General features: G+C 57.7%; 16 protein-coding genes. 13 read left to right on the forward strand and 3 right to left on the reverse strand.

Features of this window, described 5'->3' with window-relative positions; translation table 11 throughout:
- The first annotated feature begins 36 nt into the window (after positions 1 to 36).
- Positions 37 to 1,539 carry a DUF3808 domain-containing protein gene (locus IPM61_10410; GenBank protein ID MBK8911728.1) on the forward strand — a complete coding sequence of 501 codons (1,503 nt, stop codon included), beginning with the start codon at positions 37 to 39 and terminating at the stop codon, positions 1,537 to 1,539.
- An 84-nt stretch (positions 1,540 to 1,623) separates the two neighbouring features.
- On the opposite strand, the gene IPM61_10415 is transcribed toward IPM61_10410, so the two are convergent.
- Both IPM61_10415 and IPM61_10420 read right to left on the reverse strand, forming a co-directional pair.
- The gene (locus tag IPM61_10415) at positions 1,624 to 3,024 is read right to left on the reverse strand and encodes a Fic family protein (GenBank protein MBK8911729.1); all 1,401 of its coding nucleotides are present in this window, start codon (positions 3,022 to 3,024) and stop codon (positions 1,624 to 1,626) included.
- Between the two features lie 296 nt (positions 3,025 to 3,320).
- Positions 3,321 to 4,442, reverse strand: a complete 1,122-nt coding sequence (locus IPM61_10420; GenBank protein MBK8911730.1) for a glycosyltransferase — start codon at positions 4,440 to 4,442, stop codon at positions 3,321 to 3,323.
- A gap of 15 nt (positions 4,443 to 4,457) precedes the next feature.
- On the opposite strand from IPM61_10420, the gene IPM61_10425 reads away from it, so the two are divergent.
- The 5 genes from IPM61_10425 (at position 4,458) to trpS (ending at position 9,548) form a co-directional block, all read left to right on the forward strand.
- Positions 4,458 to 4,991 carry a hypothetical protein gene (locus IPM61_10425; protein ID MBK8911731.1) on the forward strand — a complete coding sequence of 178 codons (534 nt, stop codon included), beginning with the start codon at positions 4,458 to 4,460 and terminating at the stop codon, positions 4,989 to 4,991.
- 328 nt (positions 4,992 to 5,319) lie between these two features.
- Positions 5,320 to 7,122 carry an amino acid transporter gene (locus tag IPM61_10430; protein ID MBK8911732.1) on the forward strand — a complete coding sequence of 601 codons (1,803 nt, stop codon included), beginning with the start codon at positions 5,320 to 5,322 and terminating at the stop codon, positions 7,120 to 7,122.
- A gap of 106 nt (positions 7,123 to 7,228) precedes the next feature.
- Positions 7,229 to 7,666, forward strand: coding sequence for a hypothetical protein (locus IPM61_10435; GenBank protein ID MBK8911733.1), 438 nt, complete (start codon positions 7,229 to 7,231; stop codon positions 7,664 to 7,666).
- A 137-nt stretch (positions 7,667 to 7,803) separates the two neighbouring features.
- On the forward strand, positions 7,804 to 8,364 hold the full coding sequence (locus tag IPM61_10440) for a DinB family protein (protein MBK8911734.1): 561 nt from the start codon (positions 7,804 to 7,806) through the stop codon (positions 8,362 to 8,364).
- A gap of 83 nt (positions 8,365 to 8,447) precedes the next feature.
- Positions 8,448 to 9,548 carry a tryptophan--tRNA ligase gene (gene trpS, locus IPM61_10445; GenBank protein ID MBK8911735.1) on the forward strand — a complete coding sequence of 367 codons (1,101 nt, stop codon included), beginning with the start codon at positions 8,448 to 8,450 and terminating at the stop codon, positions 9,546 to 9,548.
- A gap of 87 nt (positions 9,549 to 9,635) precedes the next feature.
- Here the strand turns inward: trpS and IPM61_10450 are convergent, their stop codons facing one another.
- Entirely contained in the window at positions 9,636 to 11,429 is a 1,794-nt protein-coding gene (locus IPM61_10450; protein MBK8911736.1) for a beta-lactamase family protein, read from the reverse strand.
- 317 nt (positions 11,430 to 11,746) lie between these two features.
- Between IPM61_10450 and IPM61_10455 the strand changes: the two genes are divergently transcribed.
- The 7 genes from IPM61_10455 (at position 11,747) to IPM61_10485 (ending at position 22,444) form a co-directional block, all read left to right on the forward strand.
- A complete protein-coding gene (locus tag IPM61_10455) occupies positions 11,747 to 12,205 on the forward strand; it encodes a DUF983 domain-containing protein (protein ID MBK8911737.1) in 459 nt (152 codons plus the stop codon).
- Between the two features lie 76 nt (positions 12,206 to 12,281).
- Positions 12,282 to 13,451: a radical SAM family heme chaperone HemW gene (gene hemW / locus IPM61_10460; protein MBK8911738.1), complete on the forward strand. Its 1,170-nt coding sequence runs from the start codon at positions 12,282 to 12,284 to the stop codon at positions 13,449 to 13,451.
- 125 nt (positions 13,452 to 13,576) lie between these two features.
- Positions 13,577 to 16,696, forward strand: a complete 3,120-nt coding sequence (locus tag IPM61_10465; protein MBK8911739.1) for a DUF2723 domain-containing protein — start codon at positions 13,577 to 13,579, stop codon at positions 16,694 to 16,696.
- Positions 16,697 to 16,959: 263 nt separating this feature from the next.
- Entirely contained in the window at positions 16,960 to 17,706 is a 747-nt protein-coding gene (locus tag IPM61_10470; protein MBK8911740.1) for a glycosyltransferase family 2 protein, read from the forward strand.
- Position 17,707: 1 nt separating this feature from the next.
- Complete coding sequence (locus IPM61_10475) at positions 17,708 to 20,557, forward strand: DUF2723 domain-containing protein (GenBank protein MBK8911741.1); 2,850 nt, start codon at positions 17,708 to 17,710, stop codon at positions 20,555 to 20,557.
- Positions 20,558 to 20,664: 107 nt separating this feature from the next.
- A complete protein-coding gene (locus IPM61_10480) occupies positions 20,665 to 21,396 on the forward strand; it encodes an ATP-binding protein (GenBank protein ID MBK8911742.1) in 732 nt (243 codons plus the stop codon).
- Positions 21,397 to 21,472: 76 nt separating this feature from the next.
- Positions 21,473 to 22,444 carry a MoxR family ATPase gene (locus IPM61_10485; GenBank protein ID MBK8911743.1) on the forward strand — a complete coding sequence of 324 codons (972 nt, stop codon included), beginning with the start codon at positions 21,473 to 21,475 and terminating at the stop codon, positions 22,442 to 22,444.
- Positions 22,445 to 22,493: the final 49 nt, after the last annotated feature.

The raw sequence follows: 22,493 nt of genomic DNA on the forward strand, positions 1-22,493 counted from the left end.
GCAGGCAGCCGATCCCTTCCTAAACAACCCATAACCATGAACCTCCGCTTTTTACCTCTGCTTCTCCTGCTGTTTGCAGCAATGCCGTTGGCGGCATCTGCCGATGAGATTGACCGCCTGGTTCAGCAGGGAATGGACCAGCTGTACAACGTGCAGTTCGATGCCGCCGCCGCAAGTTTCGACCAAGCAATTCGGCTGGACCCGAAGGACCCTCGCGGGCATTTCTACCGTGCGAACGTCCATTTATGGAGCTACTTGTTTGCGCGGCAGCAGGTGCAGTCGGTGCTGTATTTCAATGCCAGCGACCGGGTGATTAAGGTTGCCGAAGCGCGGCTAAGCACCAACCCCCGCGACCAACGTGCGCGGATGTTTTTGGGGATGACCTACGGCTACCGTGCCATTGCCAACGCCCGCGCCGAAAACGCGATGTCGGCAGCACTCTCGGCCAAAACCTGCTACGACCATCTGAACGAAGTCGTGAAGGCGGACCCGAAGCTGGCCGATGCGCAGCTTGGGTTGGGAATCTTTCACTTCATCGTTGGCTCGGTCCCGAAAGCCGCGGGGGTGTTGGCGGGGCTGGGCGGGGTGAAAGGGGATGCGCAGTTGGGATTGCGCGAGATTGAAAACGCCGCCGCACGCGGATTCTACTTCCGCAACGATGCCAAGCTGGTGCTGGCGTTGCTGAACATCTACTACCGCGACAACTTCAAAGCTGGCGAAGCAGTGCTAAGCGAAATGGCGCGGAAGTACCCGAAGAACGTCGCCATTTTCTACGCGCTGGGCAGCACCTACCTTGACCAAAACCAGCCGGAAAAAGCGGTGGTTTATCTGGACAAAGTGGCGCAGCTGGGGAACAGCGATTTCCGCAGCATCACCGATTTCAGCTACGCCCGCTGCGGCATGGCGTTCTTTGCCCAAAACAATTTTGCACGCGCAAAAACCTACCTGCAAAAATTCCTCCGCCGCAGCGATGAGAAGATGCTAAAGGCCTACGGCTGGTATCTGTTAGGTGTCTGCTTGGAGCTGGAAGGGGGGCGGAAGGATGCGGTGGAGGCGTACAAACGGGCGTTGCAAAGCCCAAACTACGGCGCGCCGGAGGACATCGTGGCGCACCGCCGGGCAAAGATGTTAATGGCCACGCCGCTGACCCCAAACGACAAGGAAGCAATCAAAGCACTGAACAACGCTGCCGCAAGCAATTTTGATGGAGCCATTGCCACGGCCAGCGCGCTGCTTGCCCGCCGCGACGCAACCCCGGCGCAAAAAGCGCAGGCCCACTACGCCATTGGCCTGGGGTTGCAAGGGGAGAAGCAGTACGCAAAAGCGATGGAATCCTACCGGAGCGCGGTTGCGATTGGGAAGCATCCCGAGACGTGGGTTGCGCCGTTCAGCTTCCTTCACATTGCCGAGTGCTACCTGAAACTTGGCGACCGCACCAACTGGCGGAAGAACATCGAGACCGCCAAGACATTCCACGGCTACGACAACGAAAAAATCCTCCGCTTCCGAATTGAGCGGGATGTGACGATGATTGATTGATTGATTGATAGATGGATGGATGGATGAACTGATTGCGAGCCGCCTGCTGAAGGAGTATTGAAGCTGCTTTCCTGGCTCCATGAATCACTCCCAAATCTCCCGCCAGGCTTCGTACTCCGATGGCCGCAAGCGGTAGCGGGCAATGTTCCCCGCGTGCAGCGAGTGGAGTTCGCGATGCACAACTTCAGCAAAACGCAGCCGGTCCAGTTCCGGCACGCTCCGAAGTGCCGATTCTCTGATAGAAAGATCCGCCTCTTTCCTGCCAAGTTTGTTTTTGACAATCGCACCAACTGTGGCAATCAGCAGTTCGCGATAGCGCACCTTGAACTCATCCGGCTGGCCAAGCGATTGCCGCACCGCTGTGTACCGCTGGCTAGACCGCTGATATGCCCACACAAAAAGATCGCGTAGCAGATCCACGCTGTTCAATTCGTAAACCCCTAGCAGGCCGCAGATGTACGTTTGCACCGGCACCCCCACAAACGATAGCGGACACAAGTTGCGGCGGATAAGGGGGATGTTTGCCGACAGCCGCGAGACCCGCTTGTTCACATCCTCGAACGGCTGCAAGTAGGGAAGGTGAACCATCGCAAAAAAGGCTTGCTCAAACGGGTCAAGAATCGCTTCGGCTGTGTCAAGAACTTGTTGGAAGCATTCCTCGATCAGCTGCGGACCTTCTAATGGAAGGAATGCTGAGTTTGCAATGCCCACCGAACGCGCACGAATCCGCCCGCACGCCATTGGGTCGGCCAGCAAGTTGTCGGAAAGCAACGCATGGAGGTTGCAGATGGTGTAGCGATTAAAGCCGATCTCATCGGCCTGTTCCACCAGAAGCTCAATGGCCGCCTTGTGGTTCAGGATCATCTGGGTTTCCTGCGCATCCTTCCCTCCGGCAATGCTGCTGTCGCCCGCAAGCAACCGCTGCGTATCCAGCAAGGAGTAGGTGTTCCCCTCAAGCCGACTAGAGTTCCAGGTTAGATCAATGAGCACGCGGTGGAAAATCTGGCGGAGATAGGTCCCGGCCGGAAGATGTTCCTCCAACGGGCGGCCAACGTTCATCAGATGTTGGCGAGTATCCGCCGGCAAGTAAAACGTTTCGTTCGGGCGGTAGGCATCAAGGAAGCGATGATTGTAGCCAACGGGCTTCCGTTGCTGAATCGGCTGGCGAACATACTTCTGGATTTTTTTTCCGGCAGGTGAAAGCCGGATAACCTCCTCGGCTTGCCCCTCCATGTCGGCATCGGTGGCGGGTGCTTGGCTTGGCTGGAAGGGGGTGTCGGTTCGGCGGTAGCGGATGGCCCTGGCGCGCCCGTCAGCAACCACCAAATGTTGCTGAACCAGCTGGCGCAACCGCCGCTGCAACGTGCGCCGGGAAAAAGCAAATTGGGGCAATGATAGAAGCTCCTCCATCGAGGCCCCATTGGGGAAGCGGGATATGGCGTGCAGAAGGGCATCCATATCCGATGGTGGTGTCGGCTGCGGCATCGTTATTGTCTGCTGGAAAGGAGTCCGAATCGCGCCACCAAAATAGTTCATGTGGCGCGATTCGCGAGAATCGCGCCACATGAATTTAGATTTTGGCCTGATTTACAGGGTTCGCGCCGTTGTGTTTGATTGATGTGGCGCGATTTCTGCGAATCGCGCCACATCCATGGCATTCATCCATCACCCTGTTGTGGCTGTTCACTCGCAATCTTTCCAACAGAGTTGGAGGGCTGTTTTGTTCGGCATCATTCTCCAATTCTTCTCTCAAATTCTTCTCTCACCTCGGCTCGGTTTTTTCACCCCTCCATCAGCTTCCTCACAATCGCTTCCGCTGCGTTTGGTTTGCCCAGTGTGCGGGCGTTGCGGCGCATGGTGGCAAGCTGGGCGGGGTTGTCCAGAAGGCGGTCAATCTTCCAGCCAAGCACCGGCAGGTTGTTGCAGCGGATTGCCACCCCTTGCTCCAGCAAATGGTCCGAGTTCCGCTCCTCCTGCCCGGGAATCGGGTTTACGATCACGAAGCCAAGCCCGCGCGCTAACGCTTCGCTGGTGGTAAGCCCCCCAGGCTTGCCAAGCAGAAGGTCGCTTGCGGCCATCAGCTCATCCACCTGCGTGGTGAACCCAAGCGCGTGGACCGCAACGTGCGGGCCAACTAGGCTCGCCGCTTGCTGCGTAAGCCGGTCCTTCAGTTCGGCATTCCGCCCGCACAGCACCACCACTTGCGCGTTGTGGCGCATGGTCCCGATTGACTCAATCATGTGCTCCAGCGGTCCCACGCCAAACCCTCCGGCGGAAACCAAAATGGTGGTGCGGTCCTGGGCCAGGCCATGCTTGCGGCGCATCTCCGTTGCATCTTTTGGGGCGGCAAACACGGGGTCAATCGGGATTCCGGAAGTGGTGATTTTGCCTTCCGGTATTCCCAGCCGGCGCAGGTGTTCGGCGGTTTCTTCCAACGCCACGAAGTACCGCTCGTAATGGTGGCATAACCACAACGCGTGGATGTCGAAATCGGTGACGACGATCGCTTGCTTACTGCTGATTTTCCCTTTGGCTTTCAGCCAGGAGATGATCTCCGCAGGAAGGAAGTGCGTGCAAACCACGATCTCCGGCTGATACTGCTTCATCATGCGGATAAATCGCCCGGTGTTCAGCTTGTCGAACGCCAGCCGCATCCGCTCGTTCTTCCATGGGCGGTCGGTTTGGTCGTACAACCAGCCAAGCACTTCGGGGGCGTTGTTCGCTGCCTCGATATACGCCCGCGAGTACAAGTTCCGGAAGAGCTTGTTGGTATATTGCAGCGTGTCAATGTGGCGCACGCTGCGGGCCGCACCAAGCTGGTGGAAGGCCTGCTCAATGGCTTGCGCTGCGCGGATATGCCCCGCACCAGCGGAGGCCGAAAGAATCAAAACGTTGTTGAACATTTGGGAGCAAGATAGATGAAAAGCGACGCACTCCGGATTGGAATGAAGGTTAAGCATCCGATCTATGGAACCGGAACAATCCGCGGACTAACCGAACAAACCGTTGAAATTCGTTTCGACGACGGCAACAACCGAACCGTCTCGCCCGAGGCAAGCGCGCTGCAACCTGCCGAACCGATTGCAAGCGTGGAAGGCTTAGAGGTCCCGTTGGGGCAGTTCATCCGGCAAACGGCCGAGGCCGTGGTGGGAAGCCTGGGATTGCAAAAGCCGGACTCTATGGTCCACAAGCTGGGAACCCGCTGGAACGGCGGAACCATGGTGCTAAGCCCAGCGGACACCACGCTGCAGGCAAAGGAACTTCCGATTGAGGTCTTCTTCCACAAAATCGTGATGATGCGGAACCAGCTGCGGGTGCTGGAGCAAAAAATCAACGCCCACGAAGGGTTAAGCGATGGGGAGAAAGTGGAGTTCCAGCAGTACATCACCCGCTGCTACGGCTCGATGACCACGTTCAATCTGCTGTTCAAGGATAAGGAAGATCACTTCTAAGGCTTCCAACAGCTTCTAACAAAGCCCTTTGCCGAAGCAAACCCCTTTCCCGTATGTTTGCGGCCACCTTCGTCGGGGCAATGGAGGATGAGGTGTTCTAAAAAGGAGGAGGGGGGGAAGAGGGGAAATGGAGTATCCATCAAGAGTCCCCTGCCAGAATAACAGCGAAGGTTTTTTGCGGAGTTCACAACCTATGAATCATCAATCAGCACGGCGGCGGTTATTCAACCGCAAGTTCAGGCTGTGGTTTTTCGAGCGGCAGATTAAGGAAGTTGAGGGACCTCACGAACAAGAAGGCCAGCATCACCAGCATCCGTGGTACAAAGTGATGTGCCTGACCGGCGTGGATTACTTCTCCACACTTGGCTATCAGCCTGGCATCGCCTTCCTTGCTGCCGGATTCCTTTCCCCAGTTGCTACGCTTATCCTGATTTTGCTGACGCTGTTTGGCGCGCTCCCTATTTACAAGCGCGTTGCCTCGGCAAGCCCCCATGGCGAAGGCTCTATTTCGATGCTGGAGAACTTGCTTGCCCGTTGGAAAGGGAAGCTGTTTGTGTTGGTGTTGCTGGGGTTTGTGGCCACGGATTTTATCATCACCATCACCCTTTCGGCTGCCGATGCCACGGCGCACGTGCTGGAAAATCCGTATGCCCCGCATTGGCTTGAGCATCCGGTGATTGTCACGCTGGTGCTGGTAACGCTGCTTGGCGCGGTGTTCCTGAAAGGGTTCAAGGAAGCCATTGGGCTGGCGGTCTTTTTGGTGACGGGGTATCTGCTCTTGAACGTGGTTGTTGTCAGCTACGGCATCTACGAGGTGGCCACCCACGCAACAGTGCTTGCCGACTGGACCGACCATCTGTTCGAGGTTCACGGCAATCCCTGGGTGATGATTGGCGTTGCGCTCATCTTATTCCCAAAACTTGCGCTGGGGCTTTCGGGATTCGAGACCGGCGTGGCAGTGATGCCACTGGTGAAAGGGGAGCCAAGCGACACCCACAAACAACCCACCGGGCGGATCCACAACACCCACAAGCTGTTGCTGTCGGCAGCGTTGATTATGAGCGTGATGTTGTTCACCAGCAGCATCGTCACCACAACGCTGATCCCACCGGAAGCCTTTAAGCCTGGTGGCCCCGCGAACGGACGCGCCTTGGCGTTCTTGGCCCATAAATTTTTTGGCGATCTGTTCGGCACCGTCTATGACGTTAGCACCATCGCCATTCTGTGGTTTGCTGGGGCTTCGGCAATGGCGGGGTTGCTGAACATTGTGCCACGCTACCTTCCGCGCTACGGCATGGCCCCCGAGTGGGCACGCGCCACGCGCCCGTTGGTGTTGGTGTACACCGCCATTGCCTTTGCCGTCACCATCATCTTCGATGCCGATGTTGACGCGCAAGGGGGGGCTTATGCCACCGGGGTGTTGGTGTTGATGAGTTCCGCCGCCATTGCCGTGACGCTATCGGCATGGAAGAAGGAGAAAATGCGGTGGGCGTTTTTGCTGATTGCGTTGGTGTTTGGCTACACCACCATCGTCAACATCATTGAACGGCCCGAGGGGTTGAAGATTGCTTCGCTGTTTATCCTTGCTATCGTCCTAAGCTCGCTGGTTTCGCGGGTGTTGCGCACCACCGAACTTCGCATTGAGGAGATTGAGCTGGACGATGCCGCAAAAGGGATTATCGAAGAACTGCGCGAAGGGGATATCCGGATTATTGCCAACCGCCGCGACCGTGGCGATGTTGAGGAGTACCGGGTGAAGGAACGGGAGAAACGCGCCAATAACCATATCCCCGAAGATGACCCAATCCTCTTCTTCGAGGTGATACCCGGGGACGCTTCGGAGTTCACCGGGAAGATTAAAGTGAAGGGGAAGAAGATCGGCGAATTCTACGTGCTGCGATGCCAGGCCCCAGCGGTGCCAAACGCCATTGCAGCATTCTTGCTGTACGTCCGCGACCGAACCGGAAAAATCCCTCATGTCTATTTCGGTTGGACCGAGGGGAACCCGTTCAGCTATATGCTTCGCTATATTGCTTTTGGCGAAGGGGACACCGCACCCGTCACCCACGAGGTGCTGCGCCAAGCCGAAAGCAATCCCAAACGGCGGCCCGCCGTGCACGTGGGGGGATAAGGAATGCATAACTCATCAAAAAGATAGATAGGCGAGGATAGGGGAAAAGGCGAGGGGGGGGGGATGAGATCAACAACCAATCAATCCTTGAAAGGAGTACCGACCGATGAAGCGTTTTTTCGCGTTGCTTCCTGCGCTGTTTGCGTGTGCACTGCTGTTCAGCGCGTGCGAAGACAGCCCCGCCGATGCCACCGTTGATGGCACCCTGACCGCCACCGTTGATGGCACCGCGTTCAGCGCAACCAGCAGTACCGTCACCGCCCGGAAATCCGGCGGCTCATCAATCATCGTCAGCGGCGACAGCGGCAATGGTGTCAGCATCAGTTTAACATTTAGTGCCACGACCACCGGACCAACAGTTGGCACAGCGGATTATAGTGCCGGCCCTGGCGCGGATTTCGCCTATACTGCCCCCGAGGCACAAATCAACGTCACGAAATTAGATGATGCTACGGTGGAAGGAACGTTCTCATTCACCGCAACGCACTCCACTGGCGCAACCAAGACCGTCAGCAACGGGAGCTTCTCTGCCGACTTCCATTAGGCATCATTCTTCGATGCAAAAAACACCGAGCGAACCGGCAACGTGCTGGCTTCCTCGGTGTTTTTTTTGTTGCTACCAAACGTAGCCTTTCGCCAAAGTAGAGATAGCCATATTATTCGCACAAACCTATTCCAACAATGACTCGCAATAGCCTTCCAACCCTTGCTGCCATTGGCGATGCTGGCAACTGCTTGCGGCTTCTTGATGCCTCACGCAGTGAGCTTCTTGCCCTGGCCGATGCCGCTTCCGACGCAGCACTGTTTGCAAAACCGCTTCCCGAAGAATGGAGCGGTGCCGAGACGCTTGAGCATATTGCCCGCGTGGAGGAATCGGTGGCGCGGGCGTTGGCGTGGGTCCGCAAAATTGCCCGTGGGGAGACGGTGCGAACCATCACCGTCCAGCCCGGGGAGTGGCGCGATAATGGCCGCGCCATTGCGCCGGATCGCGTTGCCCCGCGGGGCCAGATGAGCCGCGATGAGCTTATCGCAATGCTGTGGCAAAGCCGCCAACATCTTTTGTCGGAAGTCCAGGAAAGCGGCCAGTTGCTGCAGGACCCGGCTTCGTTCACCCATCCATTTTTTGGCGAGCTGAACGGGCTGGGCTGGCTGCAGATGGCCACCTACCACGAACCATCCCACCTCCTGCAATTGCGCCGCGCTTTGGAGCGTGGGGAATCAGCCGCAGGGACCGCAGAGTAACGCGGCGGGGGCCAAGAGAAAGGGAGGTGGCGGTGCAAGAAGCGTCCCATTCAAACGATAAGCATTCAAACAATAGAACTATCATGGAAATACACGAAGAAGATCCGGCGACTGTGGCCGGACCTCTATCCAATGCTGCCAATTTGGCAGCCGATCCCAACCGCCCAAAACGGGTTTTCAGCGGAATGCAGCCAACGGGCGAACCTCACTTGGGGAACTACATCGGCGCGGTGAAACGCTGGGTCCAGATGCAGGAAAGCGGCAGCCTTAACTTCTTCTGCATCGTTGATCTCCACTCGGTAACGATCCACCAGGACCCCGACGATTTGCGGAAGCGGACGCGTTCGCTTGCGGCGGTCTATCTGGCTTCGGGAATTGATCCCGACCGGAGCACGCTGTTTATCCAAAGCCACGTCAGCGCCCACGCCGAAGCCTGCTGGCTGCTGAACTGCGTCACCCCGCTGGGATGGCTGCAGAAGATGACGCAGTTCAAGGATAAGTCCGCAAAACAGGAATCCGTCTCCACCGGATTGCTTGATTACCCGGTGCTGCAAGCTGCCGACATCTTGCTGTACGATGCCGACCAGGTTCCGGTGGGTGAGGACCAGAAGCAACACGTTGAGCTAACCCGCAACATCGCCGAGCGGTTCAACCGGTTGTATGGCCAAGAAGGGCCAACGTTTGTTTTGCCCGAGCCGGTGATCCCAACGGTTGGGGCGCGGATTATGGGGCTGGATGACCCCACCAGCAAGATGTCCAAAAGTGCCAGCAGCGTGCGGGGCCACGGGATTGGGTTGCTGGATGATCCCGCCGAAATCGAACGCTCGTTCAAGCGGGCCGTGACCGATTCATCGGGGGAGATTCGTTTCTCCGACGCTCCCGAGCGCGCCGGCGTGAACAACTTACTGACGATCTACCGCGCAATCACCGGGCGGACAACCGAGCAGGTGGAGTCCGACTTCGCCAACGCACGGGGCTACGGCGATTTGAAAATGAAGGTGGCCGAGACCGTCATTGCCGAGCTAACGCCGGTTCGCGAGCGGTATCAACAATTCATGCAGGACCCCGCCGAGCTGGACCGATTGTTGGCGCGTGGGGCCGAGCAAGCCCGCGCCGTCGCCATGCCCAAGCTGCACCAAATGATGCACCGCATGGGGATGGTGGTCCCTGGATATCGCGGCTAAGCCGATGGAGTAAAAACAGCAAGCGTTGCGTTCCCAAAAACTTGGGAATGCAACGCTTGCTTGCGTGTTGTGCGGCGGATTCGTTCCCTACCCCACCGCTTCGGCGGTCCCAGCGTCCGATTCCACCGTCAGCGTTTTCTTTCCCCCCTTCTCGGCAATGCTCACCCGAACGATCCTGCCGGTGAAGATGTCGAAGGCAGCAAAGGTGGTGGGGGATTCTGGAAGGAAGATTTTCTGCATTGCTGCCGGCAGATCGGCATCAAGCGCGATGATCTTCCCGCCAGCCCAGCCATACATCCCAATGGTGGTTCCGCGTTGGAACTTCAGCCGCCAGTAGGTTTGCGCGCTTTGCGGCCCAGTGATCCCCGTGCCGATAATCTCCGCGCCTTCGTACTCCCCCAAACTGTCGCGCAGCATGGAGTAGAGTTGCTGAGTCCCTTGCTCGACGTGGGCAAAGGGGAGGCTGGGATGGAGGTTGTCGCGAAGCCGGTCCAAGTTCCCCTGTGCGGCATCGGCAAGGATTTCGGCGGCCACGGAGGATAGCTTCCCCGCTTCTGTGCTCTCCTCTTTTGGTGCGCCGGCAAGCAGTTCAATGGCATCGGGACCTTCCCCGCTAATTAGCAATTTCCCTTGCTCTTCTTCCCTTGCCTGAAGGGTAAGTTGCCCACCGGTTGCCAGCTGGTAGGTCCCAAGAATGTTTTGGGGGATGGCCATGGTTGTGGCAAGGACATGGGGTGGTTCGGCATACGCCCCGCCAGTAAGAATCAGGCTGACATTGTTCACCACGGCTTGCCGGAACCCCGCACCTTTTACGCGGGTGTTGCTGGCAAAGATGATGGAGTAGCCTTCATTAACATAATGGCGAAAATCGGTGTTGTATCCCCCAAAATCTCCGGCGTGGCTTATCACCGTCGTCTTGCGGATGGTTTTGATGATGTTCCATCCGTAGGCGTGGCTGAACCCTTTCCCCTCCTTGGCATACGGGGTGAAGAGTTTGGCAAGGTATTCGGCGTTCAGGATTTTCCCGCCCCACAGGGCCTCCTCCCATCGCCGAAGATCGCCGGTGGTTGAGATCACCGTTCCCGCGCCGACCCCTTTATCGGCACCGATCATCTGGCCAATCGGGCCTTCGTCGTTGTTGTCGCTGTAGGAGTGGAGAACGTCGTGGCCGGGCCAGTCGCCAGGTTCCCCTTGGAACCGGGTGTTGGCCATTCCCGCAGGCTCGAACAAATTTTTCCGCAGGTATGCCTCGAACGTCTTCCCCGATGCGCGTTCAATAATGCCTGCAAGCAGGGTGTAGCCGGGGCTGGAATATTGGGCGCGGCTTCCGGGCGTGAACTCAAGCCGCATCCGCAGCACTTCCCACATCACGCTGTCGCGCGGCATTGGGGCAAAGGGTTGGCTTCCCAAGTACGGCAGCCCGGAGGTGTGGGAAAGAAGCTGATGGATGGTCACCTTGCGGATTTCGGGAGGGGCAAGGGGGTAGAATCTTCCGACGGTGTCTTGCAGGGATAGCCGCTGATACATCGCCAACTTCAGCACCGCAGCAGCGGTGAACTGCTTGCTGAGCGAGGCAAGGATAAACGGAGTTTCGGCGGTGATCTTTGCCCCAGTTTGCCGGTTGGCCAGCCCGTAGCCTTTTTGCAGGATCACCTTCCCATCCTTTGCCACAAGGATGGAGCCGGCCATGCCGTAGGCTTCAAGGCGGGTTAGGTACTCATCCAACTGTTTACCGGTGCTGCCGCTTACGATCCCGTTGCCAGAATGGCGAACGCTTCCATTGGGGATATGATACATCGAAGGTGGCGCAGCGAAGGTGGGTTGTGGTGTAGTGGACATGGCGTGTGCGGCAAGAATTGCAGTTACGATCAGGCGTTGCATACGGTTGTTCCATACTGCTGGTGTGTTTGATACAGTGAGAGTAGCAAGGGATATGAACCACCGCGCGGTGCCGCCGCCAACGCAGCGGCGCGGGGTAAAGTTTCGCCATGGCGATTGGCCTGGATAAAAAAACTCTCGCATCGGGGAAAAGTGGTTGTATCTTCTTGGCAAAGGGAAGCAGGGGGCGTTGCTGCCCCTTGCCGCAAACTGCTTGGCGGGGTGGCGCGCCTGCAACCGATTTGGAACGATGGCACGGGATGCAGGAATCAGCCGTAATGGTGGCGGAATAAGCACGAAGCCGGAAGAGAAAAACAGAGATGAACAAGACTGGATATATCAAAACAATTGCGCGCCAACGCTGCCCAAAATGCCGCAAAGGAATTGTGTTCCGGCATGGGATGGAGATGAACAATCGGTGCCCATACTGCGGTGCACGGTTCGACCGCGAACCAGGGTTCTTCACCGGGGCGATGTACCTGGGCTATGTCCTCGCGCTTCCGCTTGGGGTGTTCCTTATGTTCGTTCTGATGATCGTGCTTCCCGATATCCATCCGGCAATCCATGGGCTGTTGGCAATGGTTGGTATCCTGCCGATTGTTCCTTTAACCGTGCGGCTGTCGCGTGTGTTGTGGCTGGATATTGGCGGCCACCTTAGCCCCCAAGACCCCGACGACGATCCCCCACCGCCCCCGCCGCCGCCGGCTCCCGATCCATCCATTAACCCGACCGCTCCAAAAGGGGAGGAACGGGAACAACGGATGACCGTGAGCGCATAGCCGCGCTGGTTCATTTTCCCGTGGCAAGCGCGCCGCTCCTTCTGCTCCATCGTCCATCACTTCATACCGTTCTCCAATGCCTGGCTTATACCTCCATATTCCGTTTTGCGAGCGGAAGTGCATTTACTGCAACTTCTACTCGGTGGAGAACCTTGCCCCACGCGAGCGGTTTCTGCAGGCGCTGGCGCGGGAGATAGATCTGCGTGCCGATCAGCTATCAGCGGTGCCGGATGCCCCAACGGAATATTCCACCATCTTCTTCGGCGGCGGAACTCCATCGCTCCTTTCGCCGGAGCAATTGGGGGGGATTATGGAGTCGCTGCGCCGCCGGTTTGCGATTGCGCCCGATGCCGAGATCACCATGGAATGCAACCCGGGCGCGCTAACCGAAGGCTGGCTTCCTGGCTACCGAGCGTTGGGGGTGAACCGCTTAAGTTTTGGCGTGCAATCCTTCCACGACGACGACCTGCGGTTCCTTAGCCGCATCCACACTGCCGCCGAAGCACGGCGCGGAATTGCCGCCGCGATGGAGGTGTTCGGCAACGTCTCGCTGGACCTCATCTTCGCGCTGCCGGGCCAAACCACTCAGCGTTGGCGCAGCAATCTGCGCGAAGGGGTGGCGTTGGGAACCGAGCATATCAGTGCCTACGCGCTGATCTTTGAGGAGGGAACACCCCTAAACGCAATGCGTCTTAGCGGCAGCGTTTCCCCCGCGCCCGACGACCTGGATGCCGAGATGTATGCCGAGACAATGGAGACGCTGGCCGAGCATGGATTCGGCCAGTATGAGGTGAGCAACTACGCGAAGCCCGGGCGGGAATGCCGGCATAATTTGGGATACTGGGAGCGGCAGACCTACATCTCCTTTGGACCATCGGCACACAGCTTTTTGCGCCGCGAGCAACAGCCGCAGGAGCGTTGGGCAAACGTCTCAAGCCTGTCGGCCTACTTGCAGCAGGTGGAGGCCGGAACCTTGCCCGTTGCGTCGCGTGAATTGCTATCTTCGCAGCTTGTTTTGGAGGAGGTGGTGATGCTGGGGCTTCGGAGCCGGGGGGTGAACCGCGCTGATTTCCGCCAGGCCGCCGGTTGCGACCTTGCCGAATACGCGCCGAACACCGTTGCAATGCTGACCGCCGAAGGCTACGCAACCCTTTCCGAACACTTGCTGAGCATGACCCCAAAAGGCTATCCCTTTGCCGACCGATTTGCGGTGGAGTTGCTGATGGGGGAACAACGGAAAGCATGAAGAAGAAAGGGAGAGCTTCTTCACCAACGACCAAACGCTTCTGAATTGTCCGATTCCAGGCAACGATCTCTCTCTCTCCCTCTATCTCCCTTGCGATAACCGATTCTCGACAACCGATTCTCGACATGAGCTCTTACCGTACAGTCAACCGCGTCCTTGCCGGCGTGGCGTTTCTTGCGACGTTCCTTACCTATGCGATGACGTTGCAACCCTCGGTCCCGTTCTGGGACTGCGGCGAGTTTTCCGCTGCGGCAACGTGGCAGCAAGTTCCCCACCCCCCTGGCGCGCCCCTTTGGCTGATTATCGGCCGGGTGTTCCAGATGATTGTGCCGGGGGATCCGGGATGGAGCCTGAATTTGTTCAGCGCGTTTTGCTCGGCAGTTACTGCCGGTTTGGTTTATCTGATTGTTGTTCGCGCAATCGAGCGTTGGAAGCCATACCGCGAGGGGGAAGGGATTGCCAGCTATGTTGGAACATTTGGCGGCGGGCTGATTGGGACCCTGGCCTTCACGTTTAGCGATACCCAGTGGTTCAACAGTGTGGAATCGGAGGTCTATGCCGGCGGAACAACCTTGATTGCCCTGCTGATGTGGCTGATGATGGTGTGGGACAGCAAGCACGACAAACCCGGGCACGAGCGTTATTTGCTGCTGATTGCCTACATCTGCGGCCTTGCTATCGGCATCCATTTGCTGGCGTTGCTGGTGATTCCGGCGGTGGCGTTGGTGATCTACTTCCGCAGTTACCGCTTTGGCTGGGGGTCATTCTTGGCAATGGTGGCAATTACCGGGGTGGCGTTCAATTACTTGGCCTACAAGGGGATCATCGAGTACCTCCCGAAAATGATTGCAGGGACCGATGTGAAAATTGGATTGATGCTTTTCAGCATCACCATTCCGGCGGCCATGTCGCAGGCGTTGGGGATCATGGTGCTGCTGGCAATCGCAGGACTGATCGTCTGGTCCTTGAAAGCTCATAAGCCAAAAATCTTCCTATCGGCAACCTCGCTGGTGATGATTATTCTTGGCTTCACCACCTACACCCAGATTCTGCTTCGCGCCAACGCCCATGCCCCAATGAATGAGAACGAGCCGGACACCGTTGCCGAGCTTGTTAGCTACTTGGGGCGCGAGCAATATGGAACCGCCAACACGTGGCCGCGCCGATACAAGCCGGACCCAGAGTTCCGCCGCTACCAGGATAAGTATGGCCCATGGGAACCGCCCGTGGACCAGAATCCTGATGGCTCCTTTGTCTTTGCTCCGGGAAGCGTCAACACCGGGGCGGAGTTGAACTTCATGTTCAAGTGGCAGATTGGGCATATGTACCTGCGCTACTTCCTCTGGAATTTTGTTGGCCGCGCCAGCGATGTCCAGGATGCCAATTGGGTGTTCACCAACGTCACCGATGCAAGCTGGATTTCCGACCCCGGCGTCACCCAGGACCAAATCCGGCGGCAGTTTGTTGACGCCACTGGCTACAGCGATGTGTTCCCCGTCAAGTTCTACGCGCTGCCGCTGCTGATTGGGTTGTTCGGCATCTACTTCCATTACAAGCGCGATTGGAAAATGGCGCTGACCTTCACCGCGCTCTTCCTTCTGCTTGGCGTGATTGCCACGTTGCAGCAAAACCAGCAACAACCCCAACCCCGCGAACGCGATTACTTCTACGTTGGCTCCTTCATGGTGTTTGCCATGTGGGTTGGCATTGGGGCAACGGGGCTGGCCTCGCTGGCGGCACGCCGCAAACAGGGGGATGGAGCCCAGGCAGAAGAAGCGGAGGAATCCGGGGCCGGTGGCGGGCTTGCCATTGCTGCGCTTGCCGCCTGCTTCATTGCCGCGCCGTTGAACATGGCGGTTGGCGGCTGGAAGTTCCACGACCGCTCGCACAACTGGGTCCCGTGGGATTATGCTTACAACATCCTGCAAAGCTGCGAGAAGGATGCAATCCTGTTCACCGCCGGCGACAACGACACCTTCCCGGTGTGGTACTTGCAGGACGTTGCCGGCGTGCGCCGTGATATTCGGGTGATTAACCTTTCGCTTGCCAACACCCGCTGGTACACGTGGCAGCTGAAAAACGAACGCCCCTGGAACGCCAACAAAGTGCCAATCAGCTACGGCGACGACATCCTACGGATTAACGAACTTGAGGCCGACCGCAAACGCGATGCCCTCTCGACCGAGTTCTCCCCGGGCAAACCGGTCTCGATAACGGTCCCCGCCAACGTGCTTAGCCAGTTCACCGGCAAAACCGAAACCGCAAGCGGGACGATGAGCTGGACGATGCGTGGCCCCGCCGCTGGGAAGGACCAATACCTTATCCGCCCGCAGGATAAACTTGTGGCGGACATCATCCAGAACAACAAGTGGGAACGCCCCATCTACTTTGCCGCCAGCGACCCACCCGACAGCTGGGCCGGGCTGGATGACTACTTGCGCCCCGAAGCAATGGCGTACCGCGTGCTTCCGGTGAAGCAAGGGGGCGTGCGTGCCTCGATGAACTACGAGGTGATGAAGCAATACCTGATGAACCCCTTGCCCAACGACGAGTATCACACCAAGCCGCACTACGGCATAAAACTGCGCGGGCTGAACAATCCCGACAATATGTTTTTGGATGACCATCGTCGCCCAGTCATCTACAACATCATCCCGCTCTATCAGGCGCTTGCTACCTACGAGCTAACCCAGCGTCGGGACCCGAAAGCCGCTGTGGCAACCCTGGACAAAATGGGGGAGCTGATCTCCTTTGAACGCTTCAAGGTCCCGTACTTCATGCTGTCGGACCTTGCCAACGTCTATAAACAGGCGGGAAGCCCTGAGAAGGCGCGGAAATACGCTCAGATGGGGATTGATGCCATTGACGCGATGAAAGGCGATTACGGCAACGACCCCGCCACGCAGTACTACCCGCCACAGCAGATCAGAATGCTGCTGCAAGTCTCCATGGGGGAATATGACCAAGCCATTGCCCAGCTTGAGGAGATGATGAAACAGTACCCGCAGGAATCCGCGACCATCCGCTCGCAGATTGACCAATGGAAGGTGGAGAAATTCCTTTCCAAAAAAGATACCGCCGGCGCGTTGGCCGAACTCCAGCGGCTGATTGATGGATACAACGGCGCAACCGACCCGAACCTGTCGCGCAACCAGGAAGCCTTGCGCGCGCTCCAGGCCGAACTAACCGGAAAGCCCCTTGCCCCAGCCGGCGGCGCAACCGCCGACACCAGCAAGAAGCCGTAGCGCGGCCCGCAAGCAACAATCCCAAAACAGCAAGAGGGGGTTCCATCACCATTGGAACTCCCTCTCCTATTTTTTTATGATTGCCAGTTCGGTTGCTGCTGGCGTGTGCGGGGCGGGGGGGAAGCAAACAATTGGTATTGATCCAGTACGTTTTTGGTTGGCCGCAATACGGCGGCTCCTTCTTATCTTCGCCCCCTCACAGCCCGAACCGTTGCCCCAATTAACGCAGCGGCCACGGAATTCGCAGCGGACTATTTCCCTTCATGGAGCTATCCTTTATTATTCCCGCATACAACGAATCGGCGCGCATCGAGAAATCGTTGCAGCAAGCGCTTGATTACTTCCAATGCCAGCCCTACACGTGGGAAATCCTTGTGGTGGATGATGGCTCCAGCGATGGCACCCCCGACATCGTTCGCCGCTATGAAGGGGAGCGGCTGCGGTTGCTGGTGCAGCCACGCAACATGGGGAAAGGCGCGGCCGTGCGGCGCGGAATGCTGGAGGCCAACGGGATGTTCCGAATCTTCAGCGATGCCGATTTCTCAACGCCAATCCAAGAAACCGGGGGGATGATGGTCCTGCTGGGGATGTACGAGATCGTCATCGGCAGCCGCGCATTGAAGGGGAGCATGGTGAAGGTCCATCAGCCCTGGTACCGCGAGACCATGGGGAAAATCTTCAACTTGATGGTGCAAGCGCTTGCGGTCCCCGGAATCAAGGACACACAGTGCGGTTTTAAGGGGTTCCGCGACACCGTCGCCAAAGAAATCTTCAGCCGCACAAAGATTGATGGCTTCAGCTTCGATGTCGAGGCCCTTTTTCTTGCACGACGGCTTGGGTTCCTTATCAAAGAAATGCCCGTGGAGTGGCACAACGACGAACGCTCGACACTCCATCCAATCTACGATTCCCTAAAAATGCTCCGCGAACTTGTGAAGATTCGGGGGCTGCATAAAGGAATGCCGCAGGCTCCAACAACCGACCCCAAATTTTCGATAACCGATTCCTGAAATGAACTACCGTACCATTAACCGCGCCCTTGCTGGGGTTGCATTCCTTGTCACGTTCATCACGTATGCCATGACCCTGCAGCCGTCGGTTCCGTTTTGGGACTGCGGCGAGTTTTCGGCGGCGGCAACGTGGCAGCAGGTTCCCCACCCGCCGGGCGCGCCGCTGTGGCTGATTGTTGGGCGTGTCTTCCAACTGATTGTTCCGGGCGACCCGGGATGGAGCCTGAACCTGTTCAGCGCGTTCTGTTCTTCGATCACCGCAGCGTTGGTCTATCTGGTGATTGTCCAGCTGGTGGAGCGTTGGCGGCCCTACCGCGAAGGCGCGCCAATCACCAGCTACCTAAGCACCATCGGCGCAGGCTTGATTGGCACATTGGCGTTCACGTGGAGCGACACGCAGTGGTTCAACAGCGTCGAGTCGGAGGTGTATGCCGGCGGGACAACCTTGATTGCCTTGCTGGTCTGGCTGATGATGGTTTGGGACAGCAAGCACGACAAGCCGGGCCACGAGCGGTATATCCTTCTGATGGCGTACGTCTGCGGGCTTGCCATTGGCGTTCACCTGCTGGCGTTGCTGATGATCCCTGCCATTGCCATGGTGATCTACTTCCGCAACTACAAGTTCTCCATCCTTTCGTTCTTGGGGTTGATGGCCATTACGGCTTTCGCTTTCCTTGTGGTGATTTACAAAGGGATGATTGAGTACATCCCCAAAATGATTGCCGGGCAGGATATGAAGGTCAGCCTGCTCCTGTTCAAGGTTCCCCTTGATGGAGGAACGGCGCAGGTGTTGGGGGTGCTGGCGGTGGTTGGCATTGCCGTGCTGCTGTGGTGGTCCCTGAAAAACCGGAAGTCGCAGTTCTTCCTTGCCGCGCTCTCCTTCCTGATGATCTTTTTGGGCTTCACCACCTACGTCCAAATTTTGCTTCGCGCCAACGCCCATCCCCCAATGAATGAGAACGAGCCGGACACCGTTGCCGAGCTTGTTAGCTACTTGGGGCGCGAGCAGTACGGCCAGCGTCCAGATTGGCCGCGCCGCATCGAGGCGGACGGATACTACAGCCGCCACTGGCCAGAGTATGGCGAACCTTGGACCCCGCCCCGCTACGAACCGAACCCCGATTACCCGAAATACAGCAACAACCCTGCAGTCATCAAGTTCGACCAGATCAACACCGCGGGCGAGCTTACCTACATGTTCAAGTGGCAGCTTGGGCACATGTACTTCCGCTATCTGTTCTGGAATTTTGTTGGCCGCGTTAGCGATGTGCAAGATGCCGGATTTGCCTTCAGCGGGGTAAGCGATGCCACCCGCGCTGCGTTCATTACGCCGGCGGGGTCCGGCGCGAAATTCCCCGTGCAGTTCTACGCGCTGCCGTTGCTGCTGGGGATGTTCGGGCTGGTTTACCATTTCCGCCGCGACCCCAAAATGGCGATGGTGTTCCTTGCCGTGTTCTTGTTCCAGGGGGCAATCGCAACGTTGCAGCAGAACCAGCAGCAGCCGCAGCCCCGCGAGCGCGATTACTTCTACGTTGGCTCCTTCATGGTCTTTGCCATGTGGATTGGATTGGGTGCTTCGGCCATTGCCGAGGCCGCACGCAAACGCCGCGCCGAAGGGGCGCAATCCACCAGCGACGACGGTGCGGAAAACACCGGAATGGTTGCCGGCGCGCTGGCCCTGTGCTTCATTGCCGTGCCAATCAACATGTGCGTTGGCGGATGGAAACTGCACGACCGCTCGCACAATTGGACCCCGTGGGACTTCTCCTACAACGTGCTGCAAAGCTGCGAGAAGGATGCCATTCTGTTCACCAACGGCGATAACGACACCTTCCCGCTCTGGTACCTGCAAGACGTTGCCGGGGTCCGCCGCGACGTTCGCGTGGTGAACCTTGAGCTTGCCCAAACCAATTGGTATATGTGGCAGATGCAAAACGAGCAGCCGTGGGGGGCAAAGAAAATCCAGCTAAGCTGGCCCGGGCAAATGATGAAGGACCCAGAAGGAACCCACCCTGAGCTTGGCCCGCGCGAGGTTCCGGCGCAAGCCAGCGTTCCGGTCCCGGCATCGGTGGTGAAGTGGGGGATAAGCAGCCCAACCGCCGCCCAGTATCTTCCGCCCGATAGCTTGTCGAAGGCAACCATTACCGATGGAGCCATGACCTGGACGATGTCTGGCCAGCCAACGCAGGAAGGAAGGGTTTATGCCGGATTCAAGCAGATCATGGTGAAAGAAATCTTGACCCAGGCCAAGTGGGAACGCCCCATCTACTTCTCGGCCACCACCTACCAAGATGCGTGGGGCGGGCTGGAGGAATATCTGCGCCGCGAAGGAATGGCCTATCGGGTGATGCCGGTCCGCCAAAAGCCGAGCAGCACCTACGGCTTTGCAATCGAGCCGACCATCACCAAGCAATGCGCCATGCAGACATTGAAGGATGATGAATCGTACCAAACGCCGCACTTCGGGTTCAAGCTCCGGAACATGAACACGCCGGATGCCTTCTTCTTGGAAGATCACCGCCAGTGGATCCCTGGATATTGGGAGCTGTACATCAGCTTGGCATTGGACGAGCTGAACACCAAGAACAACCCGAAGGAAGCTGTGGCAATCCTCAACAAACTGGAATCGCTGATTAATCCCGAGGCGTTGGCAATGCCGTACTGGGTTTCGGCGAACATCGCCGAAGCGTACAGCCGCGCCGGCGAGCAAGGCAAAGCAAAGGAGTACGCGCAACGCTCCATCGCCATGTTGGATCAGCTTGGGGAGTTTGCCAATCTGGACCGCGCCGCCCAGACCTACAACCCAGCGACCATCCGGCAAAAGATGCAAACCATGATGGGGGGGAAGTAAGAGAAGGGAAGAAGTGATGGAAATGGCGCAAGCTGAAGCGAAGCCACCCCGATCCGATCGGGGTGGTTGGGTGGATTTCTGACGTTTCGACAACCGATTTTCTGATAATGGACAACATCCTCTCGATTCATCTCTATCGCGCAGAATACACCCCGGCGGTGATTGCACGGCTGAAGGGATGCTTCCCGTTGTTGGAAGTGGACGGAGCCAGCGGCCTCCATCAAACCAATTTTTTTGTTGGCCAGCTTTCGCCCCAGGATGTCACCAACCTTCGGAACGACCTTCTGTTCTACGACCTGAACCCTTTTATCCCGCTGGAAAACCTCTGCTCCCGGCTGGACAACTATCACCCCAACAACGATTCCCAGCGGGAGATGCTCCATTTTGCCAACAAGCTGGTGGAGCTAAACGACGACAGCATGGGGGCGGGGCTGTACATGCATGGCGAAGCGGGGATCGGTAAATCGCATATTGCCGTTGGGATCAGCAAGCAGTTCATGCTCCGTGGCTTGCAGCCGAATTTCCAACCGGCGGACCGCTACACCTTCAATCAAAGCCTGGACCTTCGCCCGGGGCAGGTGTGGATTATTGATGATCTGAACAGCGGGTTCGGCATGGCTTCGCGGCTTTTCAAAAGCGTGATGCTGAACGCCCACGAGCGTGGCGGGCGGGTGTTCGTCACCAGCAATAAGCCATACGAGGAGATGTTGAAGGAGATGATGGTGGGCGACTCCCCCGCAAACCGCGTCCGCTACGACGACCGCACCCGAAGCATGATGAAAGTCCTGCACGTCACCGGCGAAAGTTTCCGGCAGCAAAAAGCCTGGTATCTGGAGTGATGCGCCGCCAACGCCCAACAACCCCTTTGCGCCGTCCAACCAACCACACACACACACTTGACAACCAACCATCCCCATGACCGACGTAGAAGCCGTTAAAAATCTCCAAGAATCGTACCAGCGCATTCGTGGCCAGATTGGTCGCGTGATTGTTGGGCAAGATGCCGTTGTGGAACAGCTGCTGATTGCGCTGCTGGCGCGTGGCCACTGCTTGCTGGTGGGGGTTCCTGGGCTGGCAAAAACCTTGCTGATCCGGACCCTTTCCCAGGTGCTTGACCTTTCCTTCAATCGCGTCCAATTCACCCCCGATCTGATGCCTTCGGACATCACCGGGACGGAGATTATCGAGGAGGATCGCTCCACCGGCGAGAAAGTTTTCCGGTTCGTGAAGGGGCCGATTTTTGCCAACATTGTCCTTGCCGACGAGATCAACCGCACCCCGCCAAAAACGCAGGCCGCGTTGCTGGAATCCATGCAGGAGCACCACGTTACAGCCGCCGGGCGGACGTATCCGTTGCCGGAACCGTTCTTTGTGCTGGCCACGCAAAACCCGATTGAGCAGGAGGGAACCTACCCATTGCCGGAAGCGCAGCTGGACCGCTTCATGTTTAACGTCTGGCTGGATTACCCTTCCTTTGCCGAGGAGGTGCAGATCGTTAAGCAGACAACAGCTGGTGGAAGCATTGCGTTGCAGAAGGTGCTGGGTGGGGGTGAGATTCTGGCGGCGCAGGAGCTGATCCGCCGCGTTCCGGTGGCCGATAATGTGGTGGAGTACGCCGTCCGGCTGGTGGCAAACACGCGCCCGAAATCGGGGACTGTGCCGAAGTTCATCGCCGACTTTTTAAGCTACGGGGCCGGTCCGCGTGCGTCGCAATATCTGATTCTGGGTGCCAAAACCCGCGCCGTGCTGCAAGGCCGTTTCACCCCGGAAATTGAGGACGTTCGCGCCGTGGCCTTGCCGGTGTTGCGCCACCGAATCGTCACCAACTTCAACGCCGAAGCCGACAACGTCACCCCGCAGGAGATTGTCCGGCGGTTGTTGGAGTAAGTTCGCTTTGATTCCAATGGAGCAAGAACCATCGTGGGTCCGCAGAGCA

Source organism: Chlorobiota bacterium (assembly GCA_016710285.1).
GTDB lineage: Bacteria > Bacteroidota > Ignavibacteria > OLB7 > OLB7 > OLB7.

Excerpts from the sequence above, each read along its gene's own strand:
- IPM61_10465 (MBK8911739.1), top strand. The coding sequence starts at position 13,577 with ATGAGCTCTTACCGTACAGTCAACCGCGTCCTTGCCGGCGTGGCGTTT.
- hemW (MBK8911738.1), top strand. The coding sequence starts at position 12,282 with ATGCCTGGCTTATACCTCCATATTCCGTTTTGCGAGCGGAAGTGCATT.
- IPM61_10425 (MBK8911731.1), top strand. The coding sequence starts at position 4,458 with ATGAAAAGCGACGCACTCCGGATTGGAATGAAGGTTAAGCATCCGATC.
- IPM61_10485 (MBK8911743.1), top strand. The coding sequence starts at position 21,473 with ATGACCGACGTAGAAGCCGTTAAAAATCTCCAAGAATCGTACCAGCGC.
- IPM61_10470 (MBK8911740.1), top strand. The coding sequence starts at position 16,960 with ATGGAGCTATCCTTTATTATTCCCGCATACAACGAATCGGCGCGCATC.
- IPM61_10435 (MBK8911733.1), top strand. The coding sequence starts at position 7,229 with ATGAAGCGTTTTTTCGCGTTGCTTCCTGCGCTGTTTGCGTGTGCACTG.
- IPM61_10420 (MBK8911730.1), bottom strand. The coding sequence starts at position 4,442 with ATGTTCAACAACGTTTTGATTCTTTCGGCCTCCGCTGGTGCGGGGCAT.
- IPM61_10450 (MBK8911736.1), bottom strand. The coding sequence starts at position 11,429 with ATGCAACGCCTGATCGTAACTGCAATTCTTGCCGCACACGCCATGTCC.
- IPM61_10475 (MBK8911741.1), top strand. The coding sequence starts at position 17,708 with ATGAACTACCGTACCATTAACCGCGCCCTTGCTGGGGTTGCATTCCTT.
- IPM61_10455 (MBK8911737.1), top strand. The coding sequence starts at position 11,747 with ATGAACAAGACTGGATATATCAAAACAATTGCGCGCCAACGCTGCCCA.
- IPM61_10415 (MBK8911729.1), bottom strand. The coding sequence starts at position 3,024 with ATGCCGCAGCCGACACCACCATCGGATATGGATGCCCTTCTGCACGCC.
- IPM61_10480 (MBK8911742.1), top strand. The coding sequence starts at position 20,665 with ATGGACAACATCCTCTCGATTCATCTCTATCGCGCAGAATACACCCCG.
- IPM61_10440 (MBK8911734.1), top strand. The coding sequence starts at position 7,804 with ATGACTCGCAATAGCCTTCCAACCCTTGCTGCCATTGGCGATGCTGGC.
- trpS (MBK8911735.1), top strand. The coding sequence starts at position 8,448 with ATGGAAATACACGAAGAAGATCCGGCGACTGTGGCCGGACCTCTATCC.
- IPM61_10410 (MBK8911728.1), top strand. The coding sequence starts at position 37 with ATGAACCTCCGCTTTTTACCTCTGCTTCTCCTGCTGTTTGCAGCAATG.
- IPM61_10430 (MBK8911732.1), top strand. The coding sequence starts at position 5,320 with ATGTGCCTGACCGGCGTGGATTACTTCTCCACACTTGGCTATCAGCCT.